General features: G+C 37.9%; 16 protein-coding genes. 9 read left to right on the plus strand and 7 right to left on the minus strand.

Annotated features, from left to right (window positions below):
* Positions 1-20: 20 nt before the first annotated feature.
* From FKZ43_RS02300 to FKZ43_RS02335, 8 genes are all read left to right on the plus strand, one after another.
* Positions 21-2,948 carry a T9SS-dependent M6-like inactivated metalloprotease gene (locus tag FKZ43_RS02300; protein ID WP_140944266.1) on the plus strand — a complete coding sequence of 976 codons (2,928 nt, stop codon included), beginning with the start codon at positions 21-23 and terminating at the stop codon, positions 2,946-2,948.
* Positions 2,945-5,992, plus strand: a complete 3,048-nt coding sequence (locus FKZ43_RS02305; protein ID WP_140944267.1) for a peptidase MA family metallohydrolase — start codon at positions 2,945-2,947, stop codon at positions 5,990-5,992. Before FKZ43_RS02300 ends, FKZ43_RS02305 begins: the two co-directional genes overlap by 4 nt.
* A 4-nt stretch (positions 5,993-5,996) precedes the next feature.
* Positions 5,997-6,830, plus strand: a complete 834-nt coding sequence (locus FKZ43_RS02310) for a hypothetical protein (protein WP_140944268.1) — start codon at positions 5,997-5,999, stop codon at positions 6,828-6,830.
* 3 nt (positions 6,831-6,833) lie between these two features.
* The gene (locus tag FKZ43_RS02315; RefSeq protein ID WP_140944269.1) at positions 6,834-7,721 is read left to right on the plus strand and encodes an alkaline phosphatase family protein; all 888 of its coding nucleotides are present in this window, start codon (positions 6,834-6,836) and stop codon (positions 7,719-7,721) included.
* Between the two features lie 106 nt (positions 7,722-7,827).
* Complete coding sequence (locus tag FKZ43_RS02320; RefSeq protein ID WP_140944270.1) at positions 7,828-10,011, plus strand: RelA/SpoT family protein; 2,184 nt, start codon at positions 7,828-7,830, stop codon at positions 10,009-10,011.
* Positions 9,974-10,450: a Holliday junction resolvase RuvX gene (gene ruvX / locus FKZ43_RS02325; protein WP_140944271.1), complete on the plus strand. Its 477-nt coding sequence runs from the start codon at positions 9,974-9,976 to the stop codon at positions 10,448-10,450. The genes FKZ43_RS02320 and ruvX overlap by 38 nt, the downstream gene beginning before the upstream one ends.
* Positions 10,447-11,181 carry a monofunctional biosynthetic peptidoglycan transglycosylase gene (gene mtgA / locus FKZ43_RS02330; protein ID WP_140944272.1) on the plus strand — a complete coding sequence of 245 codons (735 nt, stop codon included), beginning with the start codon at positions 10,447-10,449 and terminating at the stop codon, positions 11,179-11,181. Before ruvX ends, mtgA begins: the two co-directional genes overlap by 4 nt.
* Entirely contained in the window at positions 11,159-11,794 is a 636-nt protein-coding gene (locus tag FKZ43_RS02335) for an AlbA family DNA-binding domain-containing protein (protein WP_140944273.1), read from the plus strand. Before mtgA ends, FKZ43_RS02335 begins: the two co-directional genes overlap by 23 nt.
* Here FKZ43_RS02335 and FKZ43_RS02340 read toward each other — a convergent pair.
* Positions 11,776-12,330, minus strand: a complete 555-nt coding sequence (locus tag FKZ43_RS02340) for an RNA methyltransferase (protein WP_140944274.1) — start codon at positions 12,328-12,330, stop codon at positions 11,776-11,778. The two genes, FKZ43_RS02335 and FKZ43_RS02340, sit on opposite strands and share 19 nt — an antisense overlap.
* A gap of 95 nt (positions 12,331-12,425) precedes the next feature.
* Here FKZ43_RS02340 and FKZ43_RS02345 point away from each other — a divergent pair, with 95 nt between their 5' ends.
* The gene (locus FKZ43_RS02345; protein ID WP_140944275.1) at positions 12,426-12,650 is read left to right on the plus strand and encodes a hypothetical protein; all 225 of its coding nucleotides are present in this window, start codon (positions 12,426-12,428) and stop codon (positions 12,648-12,650) included.
* Here FKZ43_RS02345 and FKZ43_RS02350 read toward each other — a convergent pair.
* The 6 genes from FKZ43_RS02350 to FKZ43_RS11365 form a co-directional block, all read right to left on the minus strand.
* On the minus strand, positions 12,647-13,150 hold the full coding sequence (locus FKZ43_RS02350) for a thioredoxin family protein (RefSeq protein ID WP_140944276.1): 504 nt from the start codon (positions 13,148-13,150) through the stop codon (positions 12,647-12,649). The genes FKZ43_RS02345 and FKZ43_RS02350 overlap by 4 nt on opposite strands.
* Positions 13,151-13,181: 31 nt before the next feature.
* Positions 13,182-14,405 carry a GNAT family N-acetyltransferase gene (locus FKZ43_RS02355; RefSeq protein WP_140944277.1) on the minus strand — a complete coding sequence of 408 codons (1,224 nt, stop codon included), beginning with the start codon at positions 14,403-14,405 and terminating at the stop codon, positions 13,182-13,184.
* Positions 14,368-15,438: a glycosyltransferase family 9 protein gene (locus FKZ43_RS02360; protein WP_140944278.1), complete on the minus strand. Its 1,071-nt coding sequence runs from the start codon at positions 15,436-15,438 to the stop codon at positions 14,368-14,370. The genes FKZ43_RS02355 and FKZ43_RS02360 overlap by 38 nt, the downstream gene beginning before the upstream one ends.
* The gene (locus FKZ43_RS02365) at positions 15,435-16,217 is read right to left on the minus strand and encodes a DUF72 domain-containing protein (protein WP_140944279.1); all 783 of its coding nucleotides are present in this window, start codon (positions 16,215-16,217) and stop codon (positions 15,435-15,437) included. Before FKZ43_RS02365 ends, FKZ43_RS02360 begins: the two co-directional genes overlap by 4 nt.
* A gap of 13 nt (positions 16,218-16,230) precedes the next feature.
* Entirely contained in the window at positions 16,231-17,577 is a 1,347-nt protein-coding gene (locus FKZ43_RS02370) for a thiamine pyrophosphate-dependent enzyme (RefSeq protein ID WP_140944280.1), read from the minus strand.
* 24 nt (positions 17,578-17,601) lie between these two features.
* Positions 17,602-17,788: hypothetical protein (locus FKZ43_RS11365; protein ID WP_181180217.1), on the minus strand; the 187-nt coding region annotated here is incomplete at its 5' end.

Genomic DNA, 17,788 nt, shown 5'->3' on the forward strand with positions numbered 1-17,788 from the left:
TAATCACCTGTGATTCCAAAATGCGCTTCATTTCGTTAAGCATTTTAACTTTAATCTTGAGTTTTTGTTTGTTTTCACAACCCCAGCGTGCGTATAAAGTTCTTGCTGTTATGGTTGAATTTCAAACAGATGATGACCCATTGACAACTGGAAATGGTAAATTTGACCTGAGTTTTCCGAGCAAAAAAATCATTGACCCGCCACCTCACGATAAAAGATATTTTGAGGCGCATCTTCAGTTTTTGAAGAATTATTTCGCGAAGTTCTCAATTGATGTTGATTATGAAATCATTGATACTGTCTTCACCTTGTCAAAGCAAATGCGATATTATTCACCACCTCAAGACTCAGGATTTGACCGACTCTTGTGGCTTGTTTATGAGACATGGACAATTGTTAAAAATTCAGGTGTGAGGATGAATTTACCGATTTCATCCTATGATTGCTATATAATTTTCCACGCTGGGGTTGGTAGGGATATAAATTTATCCGCTGAGTACGGATATAATCCAACTCCATACGACATCCCATCAGTTTTTATTAACACTGATTCAATTATTTCATTTTTGCGGAAGAATGGTATTGGTGATGATTTTGGGATTAAAAATTCAATCATTCTACCGGAGACAGAATCAAGGGTTGTTTCAACTTTAACAGGTGAAAATCTTTTACAGCTTGGCTTAAATGGTCTTCTTGTCTCAAACTTTGCGAGTTTTCTTGGTTTGCCTGATTTATTTGATACCGCAACTGGGCGTTCAAGAATTGGCAGGTTTGGTTTGATGGACGGAGCGGGGATTTTTTCATATCGTGGGGTTTTACCGCCTTCACCATCAGCTTGGGAAAAGGTTAAACTTGGTATATGTAACCCAATTGAGGTCACCTTGCAAAAAGATACAACCTTAACGATTTACACATTTCAGAGCGATCCAAGCCGTTCTGTTTATAAAATCCCAATAAATAAAAAGGAATACTTTCTCCTTGAGAATAGAAATCGCGATGCCTTCTCAGATGGAGCGAGGTTGAAATTTCTCTGGCGCGATTCAACCGGTGAAAGAATTATTGAAAGGGTTTTCACAAGTGAACAGCGTGGGTTTAATTATTTTGAGGTTGATTCAATTTATGGGGTCTTGATTGATGTTGACGAGCCCGACTGGGCTTTGCCCGGGTCTGGAATTTTAATATGGTATATTGACGAGAATGTGATTGAAGAAAAAATTAAAACCAACTCAATAAACAATGATGTGAAGCGTCTCGGTGTTAAACTTGTAGAAGCAGATGGACCACAGGTTATTTACGGAGATGAAATCGGCTGGGAGTTTGATATGTGGTTTTTGGGGAATTCAGCTCCTCTTTACAAAAATGAGTTTTCAATTCGTTCTTATCCTTGGAATCCAACGAATAGCCGTTCAAATTTTAATTTTAAAATTTATGATTTCAGCGCCCCGTCACCGGTGATGACTTTCAAAGTTGGTTTAAACGATACAATTTTAAGTCCGATGCCTTCTTTTCCGAAACAGATTGAAGGTTTAACATTAAATTCTTCAATTACGACTGCAAATATTGACCACGACCCAAAAAACGAAATAATTTTGAATTCTTCAATTGGAATTTACGCTTTTAATCCTTCGGGGACGAGTTTAACTTTGAACCCAGATGGGAGGTATTCAAGAACTGGAGGCGATTTCCCTTGTGCTGTTTTTGATGTTGATGGGGACGGGAAAAAGGATGTTGTCGGGATAAGTGGTAATAAAGTTGTCGTGTTTAAAACATTTGATTCAAATCTTGATGGCTTTGCTGATAGCGTTTGGGTCTTTGAAAATGGGAGTCAAATTTCAACACCACCAGCGATTTTCCGCAATGAAATTATCTTCGGAGATAGCTCCGGATATCTTAACTTTTTAAGAAGAGATGGGACTTTGGAAAGGAAGGTTAAAATTTCTGATGAGCCAGTTATCTCTCTTATCGCAAGTGATTCAATGTGGGTCGCTACTTCCAAGACAAAAGTAAAAACCGAGAGCAGAGAATGGAAGTTTAATGTTAATTTTGTCGCTTCAACTGGAATTGATCTTAAAGGGAACGGTGCTATTGAAATTGTAATAGCAATAGGTGAGGATGGGGATATAGCAATAGTTAACACTCAAAGTGGTAATTTTAAGATGATAAAGTTGCCTTTTAAATCAAAAGTGAACACAACTCCAGCACTTGCCGATTTGAATGCTGATGGTTATCCTGATGTAATAATAACTGTTGGAGATGACATTTGGGCGTTGAATTACCTTGGTTCTGTCCTTATGAATTTTCCGATAAAAGTTAGAGATGCCGTTTGGGTTTCTGCGCCGGTTGTTGTTGATTTTTACGGAGATAGTTTGCCTGAGATAATCGTTGGGACGAAAACAGGGCTTATTTATGCATTTGATGTCTACGGTAAAATAGTTTCGGGTTTTCCTGTTTCTGTTAGTTCATCGGTTGTTGGTTCGCCGTCGGTTTTCTATGAGAGCAATCTCGTCCATCTTTTTGTTGCAAGCTCTGACGGCTATCTTTATGGTTGGACGATAAAACCAAGTTCAATTCCAGCTAAAGTTTTCTGGGGGGGTTACCTTCGTGATGAAAAACATTCAAATTATTCCTCAAAGTTTGCTTTTGTTGAGCCGTTGCCACGGGCTGAAATACTTGATAAAAATGAGGTTTACAACTGGCCAAATCCAGTTTTGAGTGATTATACGTTTATCCGTGTGAAGACATTTTATGATTCAAAAGTGAATATAAAAATTTTTGACCTCGCGGGTTTTAAAGTTGATGAATTTGATATAATGACCTCGGCAAATTTTGAAACTGATGTAAAATGGGATGTGAGCAAAGTTCAAGGTGGGGTTTATTATGCCCGAATTGAAGCGAACGCACAAGGCAGAAGCGATGTTAAGATAATAAAGATAGCCATCGTGAAATGAGAGCTTTTTGTTTATTTTTTTTAATCTTCGCCATTGCCTTTTCCCAAGATGACGAGTTTATTCATACAGAGCTTGATTGGTTGACGATTGAGACGGAACATTTCCTTGTTCATTATCATCCAGGGGCAGAAAGGACTGCAAAAGTCGTGGCAAAAATAGCAGAGGAGATTTACGAACCGATAACATCCCTTTACAATTACAAGCCGGAGCGAAAGATCAACCTCATCATAAAAGATTACGACGATTATTCAAATGGCGTCACATATTTTTACGACGACAGGATTGAAATCTGGGCAAGCGCTCTTGACTTTGAACTTCGCGGTTCACATAACTGGCTCAGGGATGTGGTGACGCATGAATTTACACATATGATTCAAATGCGAGTTGCAATGAAATTCGGTAAAAAAGTCCCAGCGATTTATCTTCAATGGCTTGGATATGAACGGGAAAATAGACCAGATGTCCTTTATGGGTTTCCAAACATCATCGTCTCTTACCCAATTTCAGGTGTTAATGTCCCCGCCTGGTTTGCTGAGGGAACTGCGCAATTTAACCATCCGAATTTAAATTATGATTACTGGGATACGCACAGAGATATGATTTTGAGAATGCAGGTTATAGACAATAAGCTTTTATCTTGGGAGGAGTTGAATTCTTTTGGGAAGACGAGCTTGGGGAATGAGTCGGTATATAATTCTGGCTTCTCACTTGTTGAATTCATAGTCAAAAATTACGGCGTTGATAAACTTTATGAAATATCAAGGGAATTGAAATCGCCTTTATGTCTTACGATTGATCAGGCGATAAAGAAAGCGCTTGGACTAGAGGGTAAGCAGCTTTACGATATGTGGAGGGAGTATCTCAAAGGCAAATATCAAAGGCAAATTGAAAGCATTGGCGAGAGGGTTGATGGTGAGATTATTTGTGAAACTGGCTTCGGTAATTTTTATCCGAAATTCTCACCCGAGGGTGGGAAAATTGCGTATATTTCAAACAAAGAAAATGATTACTTTTCTATTTCCGCGCTTTATCTTCTTGAACTTAAAACGAGAAAGGAATTAAAAATCGCCGATGCGGTTAGCTCTTCAATATCTTGGTCTGCCGATGGTAAAAAAATTTTTTATTCAAAAAGGACGAGGAAAAACAAAAACTGGCAAAATCTTTATGATGTGTTCTTTTATGATTTTGAATTGAAAAAAGAGACGAGATTAACCTATGGCTTGAGGGCGAAAAATCCAGCTGTTTCTTCAGATGGTAAATATCTTGCATTTGTCTTTTATGAAGATGGAACTGCAAACATAGGCATTGCGGAACTTTCAGGTTCAAGTCGGATAGATAAATTTAAAAATTTGACGAATTTTAAAAACGGCGAACAAATATATAACCTGTCGTTTTCACCAGATGGCAAGAAAATCGTTTTTGATTATCTTTTGAAGGACAACCGCGACATTGGGATTATTGATGTTGAGAGTCAAACTTTTCAAAGCCCAATCACAACGCAACATGATGAAAGAAACCCAATCTTTTCAACTGACGGGAGCAAAATCTATTTTTCCTCGGATAGAAATGGCGTGTTCAATATCTATGAGTTTGACATCGCAACTGGTGAGATTATGCAACTGACAAATGTCTATGGCGGTGCCTTTATGCCCGATGTCTATGGGGATAAACTCGTTTATTCAACTTATACATCTGACGGATTTAAAATAGCATATATCAATGGTTTCAAACGGTTTAAGCCAAGCAATGGTGTTAATCTGCTTGCGATGGGCGATGGGATTATAGAGCAGATGCAAATTTCAAAGTCAAACGATTATAACGATGCGGATTTGCCGGAGTTTGAGAGCAAGGAATATAGCAATGTTTATACTCCGATTTCTTTCTATCCTGTGATTCGGCTTGACAATTATAACAAGCATGACAAAGGAATTGACAAATTGAAAATTGGATTTTACGCTCATTCAACGGATGTTCTTGGAAAATATAGTTTGTTCGGTGGAGGACTTATTAACCGAAAGTTTGAAAGAGACCTTTTCTTGATATTTGAGTTTAGCGATAGAATCCCGATACTTTATCAACTTGGTCTAAAGCCAAAATTTTCGCTTGAAGCATACAATATAACAAGAAGAACGAAATTTAATCTTGAACTTGGGTTGAATTTAATCCCCGTTGATATAGTTTATCACCTGACCGAGGTTGATTTATTGTTTCATTGGAGGCTTTTTCTGCAGAACTTAAATTTGAAAACTGGTTTCACTTTTTCAAGATATTCAGCCGAGATAAAAAGCTTTACGATACCGGAGACGAATATGCTCGTCCCATCATCAGATGATGTTTATTTTATCGGTAGGGTTTTCTATCTTAATTTGACATTTAGGGATATTTTGCCGAGGAGCAATTCGGATATAAATCCAATCGGTAGGAAAGTGATTTTGCGATTGAATTACGAATTGAATAAATTAAATCCCGATGGAACTTATGAGCTCAAGAATGGATTTCTTGTCCCTGTTTACAAGAATTATAACTTTTGGCGATTTGAATTGGGATGGAATGAATATTTGAAGTTGCCATTTAAAAATCACGCTCTCGGTTTAATTTTGAAATATGGAAGCATAATTGGTAAGCCAGTGAATGAATTTTTTGATTTTTATATCGGTGGTTTAATAGGCATGCGTGGTTATTCTTTTTATTCTTTCGGCGGGAATGAGGTGTTGATGTTAAGGTCTGTTTATAGATTTCCAATTTATGAGAGATTGTCGCTTCAGTTTTTACAGTTCGGGATAAATAGAGTTTATGCTGGTGTTTTCTTTAATTTTGGAAATGCTTGGAGTGAAAAGTTTAACTTGGATAATTTTAAAAAAGACGCAGGGGTTGAATTAAGAATTGACGGGACTTCCTTTTATATCTTTCCGATGAAGTTATTTTTCAGCGTCGCTTACGGGTTTGATAAATTTGAAAGGGTTGTAAATAAAGAGAGGTTCAGTTATGGTCGTGAATTTAGGTTTTACTTCGGGCTCGTATTTGAGTTTGACTCGCTTGAATAATTTTATGCGATGTTTTATATCTATCTTGATTTTATCCACAGCTTTGAAAGCACAAGATATTCCAGTAAGGACAGGTGATATATCGCTTGATTTTTCAAGTGCAAAAGTCGTTGAGAGGGGAAAGTACTCTGTGTTAAAAGCGGGTTTGATGTCAGGTTTAATCCCTGGTAGTGGTCAAATATATACAGGCAGTTATTTAAAGTCGGCTTTATTTTTCATAGCTGAAATCGCTTCGTGGTCTGCTTATTTTGTATATTCCAAGAAAGGTGATGAGCAAACAAGGAAATTTAAGCAATACGCAGATGAGAATTGGAGCGTTGTTCGTTATACTATGTGGATGAACGAATGGATGGAGAAATACGGAACACCTGATGCACCGATAGTTCAAATAGATCAAAATGAAAGTTTGAAGCCGTGGCAAAGGGTTGATTGGTCAAAGTTGAACGAGGCGGAAAGATATATAAGTCGTCTTTCGGGTGGTTTCTCACATACTTTGCCTTATTATGGTGAACAGCAATATTATGAGCTGATCGGTAAATACCATCAGTATGCCCCGGGATGGAATGATTTTGATAGTGGATTTGTCCCCGAAGATGTTCGCCTTTTACAGCCGACGGAGAAGTTTAAGTTTTATTCACTTGAAAGGGGCAAAGCGAACGATTTTTATTCAATCGCTTCAACCTCTCTTTTCATTGTTGTGGCAAATCATGTTTTAAGTGCGATTGATGCTGTTGTTGATGCTGCGGTTAAAAATAAAAAGATAAAGACAAAGGCAGAATTTGGTTACGATTTCAATTTTGGTTTAAGGGCGAATTTAAAATTAAGCGTTGATTTTTAAATTATGTCGGTTGCTCTTTTATTTTTTGATGGCATCGGGATTGGCGAAAACAATCCCGAAATAAATCCATTTGCAAGATACAAGTCAAAATTTTTTCGCGCCTTTAATGATGGTGGTGATTATACCGCTGAATATGGCGGGATAATTATTCCAACGGATGCAACTTTGGATATTTCTGGTCTTCCACAAAGTGCTACAGGTCAGACGGTGATTTTCACAGGGGTTAATGCTCCGAAAATAATGAACGGTCACATAAATGGTCTGCCAACACCAACGCTCAGGCAAATTCTTCTTTCAGAGAGTATCTTTTTGAAGTTGAAAAATCTCGGTAAAAAGGCAACCTTTGCAAACGCTTATTCCAAACATTATTTTGAACTTCGCGGTGAAAAGCTTTCAGCGACAACTTATGCGGTTATGGCTTCTGATATACCATTCAGATGGTGTGACATAGAGCTTCAGGAGGGAAAGGCAATACCAGCGGATTTAACCGGTGAATTTTTGAAAAGGTTTTACCCTGACATAAAGGTTATCACCCCTGAGGAATCCGGGGAAATCCTCGCTGGGCTCCTTGAAGAGTATGATTTTGTCTTGTATGAATTTCCTTTTACAGATGAAGCTGGTCACGAGCAAAACTTTGAACTTGCAATTAAGTATATTGATAGAATTGAGCGTTTCCTTGATTCTTTACTTTCAAAGGTTGACCTTGGGAAGCATTTGATAATTTTGACAAGTGACCATGGAAATCTTGAGGATTTGTCCGTTAAGACGCATACGATGAATAAAGTTCCGACTATAATTTGGGGCAAGGCTCGGGAGAAAGTCGGCAGAAGAATAAATTCGCTTCTTGATATAACTCCGGCGATAATTGAATTTTTTGAGGGAGAGGTTTAAAAGGGTGGGAAAGTTGCAATTTATTGAGACAATGCATATTTTAATTTTGAACTTTTTTATGCGATTTTTGTTAATAATTTTGAGCCAAAAATGAGAATTCAAAGAAATGCTTGTGTTTCAGGATAAATATCAGGCGAAGTTGAAAAAGCTACTTGAGGTATGTGAAAAGAACCTAAGAAGTTTTAATCCGGACCTTATAACCAAGGCATTTTGGTTTAGTTACAATGCGCACAAAGATAATTACAGGGCTTCGGGGGAGCCATATTTTAATCATCCTTATGAAGTTGCAATGATAGTAGCAAGCGAGATACCGCTTGATGATATATCTGTTGCAAGTGCCTTGCTTCACGATATAGTTGAAGATACGAATTTTACGCTTGAGGATATACAAGCGGAATTTGGTGAAAAAATCGCAAGGATTGTTGACGGTCTGACTAAGATAACGGGGATTTTTGAAAGTGATAATCGTGGGATAATTGAGGCAGAGAATTATCGTAAACTTTTGCTCGCTCTTTCTACCGATGTCAGAGTAATACTTGTGAAGTTTGCTGATCGCCTTCATAATATGAGGACGCTTGAGTATCTTCCGGAGCACAAGCGAAAGAGAATAGCCCAGGAGACGCTTGAGATTTACGCTCCTCTTGCACATAGATTTGGGCTTGCACAGATAAAATGGGAGCTTGAGGACTTGGCATTCAAGTATTTAAATCCTGAAGCTTATGAAGACATAGCAAGGAGGGTTGCTCAAACTCGTAAGCAGAGGGAGGAGTATATAAAAGAATTTGCGAAGCCGATAGAGAAAGCGCTTGCAGAGAGGGGGTTTAAATTTGAAATAAGTGGTCGCCCGAAACATCTTTACAGCATTTATAACAAGATGGTTAAAAGAGGGAAAGCGTTTGAGGAGATATACGACTTGTTTGCGGTCAGAATTATACTTGACACTGAGGATAAAAATGACTGTTGGACGGTTTATGGCATCGTCACCGATATTTACAGAGCTGTTCCTGAAAGATTCAAGGATTATATCACTAACCCGAAGTCAAATGGTTATCGTTCAATTCATACAACGGTTATAGGTCCTGGGGGAAAGATGGTTGAGGTTCAGATAAGGACTCGTGCTATGCATGAAATAGCTGAAAAAGGACTTGCTGCTCACTGGAAATATAAAGAAAACATAACTGAAACGGACAAACAGTTTGAAGAATGGGTTAGGTGGGTTCGCGATATACTTGAAAATCAGACCGATATGACGCAGTTTATAGAGGATTTAAAGCTTAATCTCTTTCAAGATGAAATTTATGTTTTCACGCCGAAGGGTGATTTGAAGGTTTTACCAAGAGGGGCGACCCCGGTTGATTTTGCTTTTGAAATTCATACCGAAATAGGACTACGCTGTATCGGTGCGAAAGTTAACGGTAGAATAGTCCCCCTTGATTATAAACTTAAAACGGGTGATCAAGTTGAGATAATCACTGGTAAACATCGCTCGCCGAGCAAGGATTGGGAGAAGTTCGTCGTCACATCAAAAGCGAAAGCACAAATCAGAAAGTGGATAAATGAAGAGAAAAGACGACTCATTGATGTCGGTAAAGAAATTTGGGACAAGAAGGTAAAAAGAGCGAAATTACACATAAACGACGATGAACTTCTTAAAATAGTTAGGGAACTTTACAAGTTTGACAACTTATCAAAGTTTTATCTTGCGATAGCAGAGGATGGGATTGATGTTTCTGAGCTTATAAAGAAAATAGAGGAAAGGCAGAAGCACAAAGATATAATTCCAAGACAATTAGAAGAGAGAAAGGAAAGCGTTGTAGAAGAAATTATCAAACCGCTCAAGGTCATAGCGATTGACGGTGGATTAAATTTCCTTTACACATTTGCGAAATGTTGCAATCCTGTGCCTGGAGATGAAATTGTTGGTTTCGTTACGACAGGTGAAGGTATAAAGATTCATCGTAAAGATTGTATAAATGTCGCTAAGTTGAAGGAGAAAGACGAAGATAGGTTTGTTGATGTCATCTGGTCAAAGATGCTTGATGGTATGTCATTCCCTGCTGGAATTGTGATTGAAGGTGAGGATAGACCGGGAATGCTTAAGGAGATCACCACAGTGATCTCGGGCTATCAGAACACAAATATAAGGATGGCCAATATTCAAACCGATGGACCTATTTTCCACGGGTTGATAACAGTTGAAGTCAAAGACCTTGAACATTTGAATGTCTTGATGGACAAATTGAGAAGAATAAATGGAGTTTACAGTGTCTCAAGATATCAGGAGAGATGAAATAAAGGGGAGAGTAATGGGGATTGATTTCGGGAACAGGAGAATAGGGATTTCAATAAGTGACCCAACGCTGACTATTGCTTATGGTTTGTCTGTTCTTGAAAACAACGAGGAGGTTTTTGATAGGATAAGTGAAATTTGTCGGCAATATGATATCGCTTTAATTGTGGTTGGTTTACCTTTAAAGTTGAACGGTAAGCCCAGTTCAAAGACGGAAGAAGTTCTGAAGTTCGTTGAAAAGTTGGAAAGTAGGCTAAAAGTGAGGGTTGTTCAGTGGGATGAGCGTTTAACCACAAAAATTGCGCAAATGTCAAAGATAGAAATGAATATGAGAAAGAAGGACAGACAAAGAAAAGGCACGGATGATTTGATTGCTTCAACTTTGATTTTGCAAAGTTATCTTGATTATTTGAAAAATAAAGAAGCTATGGTGGGTTGAGAAAAGGGGTTAAAATTTTGCTTCTTTCCTTGGTTTTCATTTCGTTCGTTTATCTTGTTTATGAATTCATTGAGATTGACAGGGAAATTGACCGACTGAGATTTGAAAATCCCAAAATCACATCTCTTATGGAGCAAAGAATTGAAGAAGCGAAAAGGAAGGGGAGAAACTACAAAATAAATCAAATTTGGGTTCCAATATCAAGGATTTCGCCTTATCTAATTAATGCTGTTATCGTCTCGGAGGATGCGAGCTTTTTCTCTCACGGTGGGGTTGACTGGTATGAGGTTAAAGAATCCATAAGGAGGAATTTGGAACGAGGGAGAATCTCTCGGGGAGCGAGCACCATAACGATGCAAGTTGCTAAAAATCTTTTCCTTTCAACTTCTCGTAATCCATTGAGGAAATTGGTTGAGGTTTTAATTGCATATAGGGTTGAGCAAAAGCTTTCAAAGAGAAGGATACTTGAAATTTATCTTAACATAATTGAGCTCGGTGATGGGATTTTCGGTGTTGAGTCAGCTTCAAGGAAATACTTCGGCAAGTCCGCTTCGGAGTTGACGCTTGAGGAATCTGCTCGTCTTGCTGCTGTGATTCCGAGCCCTTTGAGGTATAATCCAAATTCAAATAAGAGATTTGTTACTTGGAGGGTGAATTTGATTATGAACAGGTTGTTAGCAAGGGAAAAAATAAAGTTGGGGATTTCAAATGAATCTGGAGCAATTGAATAACCTCATATTTGAGGGGGAGGGGTTAACAGTTGAATTCAAACGGAAGGTTTCCTCTCCCGAGAAGATAGCGCGTGCCATGATTGCTTTTGCTAACACGCACGGTGGTGTCCTAATTTTTGGAATTGATGACGATGGAAGCGTAGTTGGCGTTGATAGCGAAAAAGAGGAAGTTGACCTTATTTTTCAAGCTGCAAGACAGCATTGTTATCCACCCATTGAACCAAAAATTGAAATTTTTGAGCTTAACGGTAAAGATGTCATAGTTGCAACGATTGAGCAAAGCCAGGATAAACCTCACCGTCTTGTCAGCTCAAATGGTGATGCTGGAAAGGTTTTCATTCGGCTTGGCTCACAAAATGTAGTTGCAAGCGAAGAGATGATCAAATTGATGAAACTTGAAAATGATAATCAACCCCTTCGCATCATGATCGGAGAAAAGGAGAGGCGTCTTTTGAACTATCTTGATAATTTCAAGAAGATAACAGTGAAAGAATTTAGCAAGCTTGTCAAAATAAGTGAAGATGAGGCATCGGATATACTTGTTAATCTTGTTAGGGTTGGGATCTTGAAAATTAACATCACCGGTGGAGGTGATTATTTTACGCTTGTTTGATGACTTTCCCTGTAAATTTTCACAAGCTCAAAGACAGCGATTCCATAAGCAACTGCGACATTTAAGGAGTGTTTTATTCCAAATTGAGGGATTTCAATTGAAAGGTCACACATTGAAAGCACTTCTTCAGTAATCCCCGTTATCTCATTCCCAACGATGAGGCACAGCGGGAAATCCTCAGGTTTTATCTCATAATATGGTATGCTTTCATCTGTTATTTCAAGGGCAACTATCTTAACATTTTCCAATTTTAGAAGTTTTATCGGATCAATTGGGTTTTTATGATATTCCCAAGGGACACTTTCAATTGCTCCAAGTGCTGTTTTTTCAATGTCTTTCCGCGGAGGGTGTGGGGTATACCCAGTCAGGAAAAGTTTTTTTATAAGTGCAGCATCGCTTGTTCTGAAGATTGAGCCAACATTGTAAACGCTTCTCACATTATCAAGCAAAACATAAATTGGGTGTCTTTCAATTTTTTTCAATTCTTCAAGTTTATGTCTTTTCTTTTCAATCTCAAAAGCTGTCAACTTGCGCATGTGAGGACTTGGGAATTTTAATTTCTTCAAATTTTGTTAAAGTAAATAAAAAACATTTCCGAAAAAGGAAATAGAAAACAAAAAGCAAATTTAAGATGGTTTTCATCGGCGAAACAGTGAATAATCGGCTTGTGATTTTTGGGAACGAGAAAGAAAAATACTTTTATATAGAATTCACCGGGAATCTTGAATCCCCAAAGATTGAGAAGTATAACCTTAACAAAGAAGTTTTGCTTGCTCTTCTTGAGAGAAACCTTGACAAATACAGTCAAAAGGGATTGAACATCGTTTTTGAAAAAATGGATGAGTCGTCAGATTAATTTTTGGGCAACCCTCCGGTCCTTTCAAGGTAATCGTCAAAAGACATTTTCATATAGTAATCGTCTCCGATAAATGTCAATATTTTCATAAAGACATCAGCAGGGAAATAACCTGGCACGGCTGTTATCGGTTGCATATCCTCACGAATGAAAATAGTCGTTGGGAAACCTTCAACTCCGAAGATATATGCAAGTTCGGTCTCGCTATACTCGCGACCCTCAAAAATATGTTTCCTTTCGGATTCAGCGTTGAGTTTTACAAGGATGAATTTAGAAGCAAGATAATTTTTAACCGTTGAATTTGAATAAACCTCCTTATCCATCTTTTTACACCATTGACACCAATCGGTATATACATCTATCAGAACCTTTTTGTTTTCAGATTTAGCTATTTTCAGACCTTCGGAGAAGGAATACCATTTCAATTCTTTACTCTCTTGAATACTCAATGTCAATCTTGTGAAAAGCGATGCAATGACCAAGATGCTTAAAATTCGCATTTTAGTTTCCTTTTAAGTTTTAAGAAATCTTTCAAAATATATCAAAATGGAAGATAAAAGGCAAGGTATCGGAGAAAACAGCATCAAGAAATTTTAGAGCGTTCTGATCACCTTCTATTTTCCCACTGTTATAAAGAGAGCTTGGTTTTGCGAAAGATGAAAGAACTTGGGCAAATGTTTTTATGTCCATTCTAATCATTGCAGATTGTGTGTTTAATTTTTGTATTGAAACAATTTTATTTTGAACGGAGATTTTAAATGTGATGTTGTTTTCCGGGAGGATTTCGTCTTTTATTGATATTGTCGTTTCGCCATCGGGGGCATGAGCGAATGTTAAGAGTTTCAATGCTTCTTCAAGATTTATGATTCTCATCATAAATGTTGAACAAATTGAGGCGACGGATTTATACTCAAAGAATGGCCTTTTGAAATCTATCTCTCGTGGTTCAATCAAAACGTTAAATAATGGTTCATCTGGCGGGGCTAGATATTTGATTTTGACGACTTGTTCTGCAAGAGATGCAAGGAAGCCCCATAAACCGCGATAAGCTTCAGGGGTTAGAGCAATAAGTTCTTTTATCTCTACCTCAACTTGATTTTTCTCGTTTTTCTTCATCTCAAAACACAGGTAACCTTTTACTTCGCCATCATCATAAACATAGGGATTAGGGAAGTTCGGGAAAATGACGCGAGTCCAAAAAGCATCGTTTCTGTGAAGAGCAAAGTTTATTGATTTTATTCTTTCGGCGTAAACCTTTTTAATTTTCTCCCTCTCCGAAGTTTTCATTCGCCTTACATTTATTCTCTCGTCATACATTATTATGTTTGATGGTTCAATTTCATAAAGCAATGTCATACCGATATATTCCCAGCCATATTTTCTGTAGAACCTGTGTTGAAATGGATACAAAATTGAAAAAGGATAGTTCGCCGTAAACATTCTTTTTATGGCGTCTTTTAACATCATATCCGCAATTCCCCTTCTTCTATATTCCGGGAGAACTGCCACAGCGGATATCCCGCCCGCATCAACGATTTTCCCCTTAAATGATATTTTCAATGGCATTATCTTCGTACAGGCAATTATTTCATTGCTGTCTTCAACGACGATTATATCTTTGTAGTTATATCTTGGGTTATCAATTATATTTTCTCTTAAACCGTGATAGTCATTTATTAGAAATGAGGTTGAGATTATGTGGGCGATATCGTCAATGTCAACCGACCTTGCCTGCCGAATTCTCATGTTTTGCATTTTCACTCATTTTATTGCGTAGAATTTTTAACAAAGCATCTAAAACATCTTGGACTTCTATTCCACCTTCAAAGTCGCATATATGTGGGTCACCAGGACATCTTGTTTTGCAGTAATTTTCAGGTGGCAAGATTATCTCGCTTTCATTTCCTATCGGACCCCAAAGCTTTGGAGAACAAGCTGGAAGCGGGCAAAACATAGCGACAACTGGAACTTTAAGTGCCGAAGCAATGTGCATGCTCCCAGTGCTTGGTGTTATGAGGACATCAAACCTTGATATGTAAAGTATTAAATCCCTCAATGAATTGTTCTGTAAAATGTAAATTTTTTCCGAAACCAAGTTTTTGAATTTATTTAAAACCATGGGGTCGTTAAAGGAATTAATGTAAATTTTCGCCTCGGGAAATCTGTAAATTATTTTTTCCGTCAGCTCAACATATTTGTCAACTTCCCAATTCGGCGCGGATTTTCCACTTACTGGATTAATTCCGATAATAATTTCCCCCTCGTCTTTCGGGACAAAAAATTTTGCTTTTTCCCTCTCCTCGTCCGTTAGAAAGATCTCAGGTTCAAGGTTATCAGTTTTCACCCCAATTTTGCGTCCAAGGTCAAGTGAATAGTCAGCTTCATGTCTGAGTGGGATGTATTTGTTTCTGCTGACATGTTTCATCAATGTTATAACTCCGTAAAATCTTACCCCAACATTTATTCTCGTTTTAATCCCAGCGAAGAATGTCATCCAAGCGTGTCTTTGTGTTGGGAGCAGGTGGAGGGCGATATTGAATTTATACTTTCTCAAGTTAAAAACTTGTCTCCAAAACCCGCGCCATCCTTTGTCTTTTCCTTCGTAATCATCAATTATGATTTCGTCTATATTCGGGTTATTGATTAAAACATCTTTTGTATATGGTCTAACCATTACAGCGATGAATGCATCGGGGAAAGTTTTTCTAAGTTCACGCAGCAAAGGCGTTGCTAAGACCACATCACCAATTCTATCTGGACGGATGACGAGAATTCGTTTCTGTTTCATTTTATTCCTTCCTCTTCAAGGATTTTTTGTAACATTTGAGCATTTTTAGGAGCACTACCGCGATGACAATTGTTGAAAAAAATGTATAATGCCTCAACTTTCTCGTTTAAATCCTTGATCCTTGGAATCCATTCCCTTAATTCGCTTTCAGTGTAAAGATAATCATATCTTTCACTAACTCCTCCCTCCCACCAGCTTTTTTCGTTGCGACCGTGAAATCTTATATAACCGATTTTTTTACTCGTTGCTATACTTTGAGGTGGTATCAAACCTTTAAGACGTGGTTCATCAACACAAACATAAGGGATATCGTTTTGGGCTAAAAATTGATAAACTGAATTTTTAACCCAACTTATGTGCCTAAACTCCACGATCAATGGAATTTCCCCAGCGAATTTTTTCGTCTCAAGTATATATTCCCTGTTTTCTGGGGTATCTTTAAATGAGTATGGGAATTGGGCGAGGAAACCTTTTAATTTCCCCGATCTGATAAGTGGTTCGGTGGATTTCAAAAGTGATTCCATTGCTTCACGGTTTCCTTCACGCTCGTGGGTTGTTTGTTTATGAACCTTGACGATGAAATGAAAGTCAGGCGGTGTTTTCTTGTCAAGATGATAAAATACGCTTGCGCTTGGGATTCTATAATAAGTTGAGTTTATTTCAACAGCATTGAAAAATCTTTTATAGTAATCAAGCATCCGACCGTCTTCAATATCCTCTGGGTAAAATGTCCCACGCCAATCCTGAAAGCTATATCCGGAAGTTCCGATTAAAATCATGTCATTTGAAATTTTATTTCACGGAAATATCTTCGTGCGCTAGGTTTGCTCCAGCTTCAATCGCTTTGAGATTTATCTCCGCTATCACTTTCTTTTGTGTTAAAGTCACAGCTTTTTTCAGCGCTTCAATCGGGAATAAATCAGTTCGTGCAAGAAATGTCGCAATAGATAGTATCGTAATTGAAAACCTGTCAATGGTATTTGCGGTTTTTCTAAACGGATACACCTCAATTTTTGCCTTTGTCTCTGGGAGCAAGTTTATGAGATTCTCATCAACCATAATGGTTGAATTTTCATCCATATTTTGGATTAATCTTTTTACCTTACCTATACCTTCGGGAGCGATTGCTATGATATAGTTGGGTTTGTCAATCCCAGTATAAAAAATTTCCTTTCGGTCAAGTATAATTTCTGAGACAGAATGACCGGTCATAATCGTTATGGGATAATCATCTTTTTGTGTCGCATATAGCCCTGATAAAATTGCAGATGAGCCGAAAACGGTGGCGCTTGATTTTACTTTTTGACCAGCTGCTCCAGCAATTACTATTCCTGTTTTTTGAGTTAAATTGTTTGTAAATTCAGGTTCAAGGGAAAATTGCTTTGATTCCTTTATCGGTTGATTGGAATAAGTTTCTTTATATGCTTCAATATACTCTTTTCTTTCAAGTTTATGAACGATGCCCGTTTTAAAGCCGTAAGTTTCTAAAAGTTTCATCATTTTTTCTTTGTTGAGGTCATTCCTCGGAACATAGTATGCGGTGCAATATTCCCAAACATCAACGACAGCAAAACCTTTGAAAGCGATTGCTTCGGCTATCACATCAGAAAGATTTTTATCAAAGACGGTCATCCTTGCTGCAAAACCACCGTTTACTGCCTGGACTAATGAACAGGCATCAAGCGGATATTCTATGTTTCCAAGGTATGTCGTTGCTGTTTTACCACCAAATGGTGTTGTTACTGAATGTTCTCCTCCGGTCATTCCGAAGTTGAAATTGTTAAAGATTATGACGGTTATATCAATGTTCCTCCTTGCTGCGTTTATGAAATGCGTTCCACCGATCCCAAGTCCACCATCTCCTATAAGAACTATTACGGTTAACTCCGGATTCGCCATTTTTAAACCACAGGCATAGGTTATTGACCTGCCGTGAAGACCATGAAAGGCATTTACATTGAAGTATTGATCCGACAAACCGACGCAGCCTATATCAGTGACTAAAACTGTTTTTCTTGGGTCAAGGTTAAGCTTCGCCATTGCTTTGTCAAGTTGTGGCAAAATTTGTGAGTGCCCACAACCAGGGCAAAACGGAAGTTCAACTTCTTTCATATAAACAGCATTTTTTATAATAGCCATTTTCAAATGATGTGTTTTTTGTTTTTACTTTGTTGCAAAAGTTAAAATTGCCCAAATCGCCGTTATCATCAAAGTTGAAAAAGCAACGAATAAACCGATCATCCACTTTATAAGGCTTACTCTCACTGAATCCATCCTTTCAATCATCTCTGTCCTGACGCTTTCAATTCTTCCCATCGTCTCAGTTTTACTGCCCTCAATCCTTTCAATC

The sequence above is a fragment of the Candidatus Thermokryptus mobilis genome (assembly GCF_900070205.1).
Taxonomy (GTDB): Bacteria; Bacteroidota; Ignavibacteria; order Kryptoniales; family Kryptoniaceae; genus Kryptonium; species Kryptonium mobile.

What these genes read in the sequence shown, in the direction of transcription:
- FKZ43_RS02305 (WP_140944267.1), top strand. Translation starts at nt 2,945, where the DNA reads ATGAGAGCTTTTTGTTTATTTTTTTTAATCTTCGCCATTGCCTTTTCC.
- FKZ43_RS02355 (WP_140944277.1), bottom strand. Translation starts at nt 14,405, where the DNA reads ATGCAAAACATGAGAATTCGGCAGGCAAGGTCGGTTGACATTGACGAT.
- FKZ43_RS02300 (WP_140944266.1), top strand. Translation starts at nt 21, where the DNA reads ATGCGCTTCATTTCGTTAAGCATTTTAACTTTAATCTTGAGTTTTTGT.
- FKZ43_RS02315 (WP_140944269.1), top strand. Translation starts at nt 6,834, where the DNA reads ATGTCGGTTGCTCTTTTATTTTTTGATGGCATCGGGATTGGCGAAAAC.
- FKZ43_RS02350 (WP_140944276.1), bottom strand. Translation starts at nt 13,150, where the DNA reads ATGCGAATTTTAAGCATCTTGGTCATTGCATCGCTTTTCACAAGATTG.
- FKZ43_RS02340 (WP_140944274.1), bottom strand. Translation starts at nt 12,330, where the DNA reads ATGCGCAAGTTGACAGCTTTTGAGATTGAAAAGAAAAGACATAAACTT.
- FKZ43_RS02320 (WP_140944270.1), top strand. Translation starts at nt 7,828, where the DNA reads ATGCTTGTGTTTCAGGATAAATATCAGGCGAAGTTGAAAAAGCTACTT.
- FKZ43_RS02365 (WP_140944279.1), bottom strand. Translation starts at nt 16,217, where the DNA reads ATGATTTTAATCGGAACTTCCGGATATAGCTTTCAGGATTGGCGTGGG.
- FKZ43_RS02360 (WP_140944278.1), bottom strand. Translation starts at nt 15,438, where the DNA reads ATGAAACAGAAACGAATTCTCGTCATCCGTCCAGATAGAATTGGTGAT.
- FKZ43_RS02345 (WP_140944275.1), top strand. Translation starts at nt 12,426, where the DNA reads ATGGTTTTCATCGGCGAAACAGTGAATAATCGGCTTGTGATTTTTGGG.
- ruvX (WP_140944271.1), top strand. Translation starts at nt 9,974, where the DNA reads ATGGAGTTTACAGTGTCTCAAGATATCAGGAGAGATGAAATAAAGGGG.
- FKZ43_RS02370 (WP_140944280.1), bottom strand. Translation starts at nt 17,577, where the DNA reads ATGGCTATTATAAAAAATGCTGTTTATATGAAAGAAGTTGAACTTCCG.
- FKZ43_RS02310 (WP_140944268.1), top strand. Translation starts at nt 5,997, where the DNA reads ATGCGATGTTTTATATCTATCTTGATTTTATCCACAGCTTTGAAAGCA.
- FKZ43_RS02335 (WP_140944273.1), top strand. Translation starts at nt 11,159, where the DNA reads ATGAATCTGGAGCAATTGAATAACCTCATATTTGAGGGGGAGGGGTTA.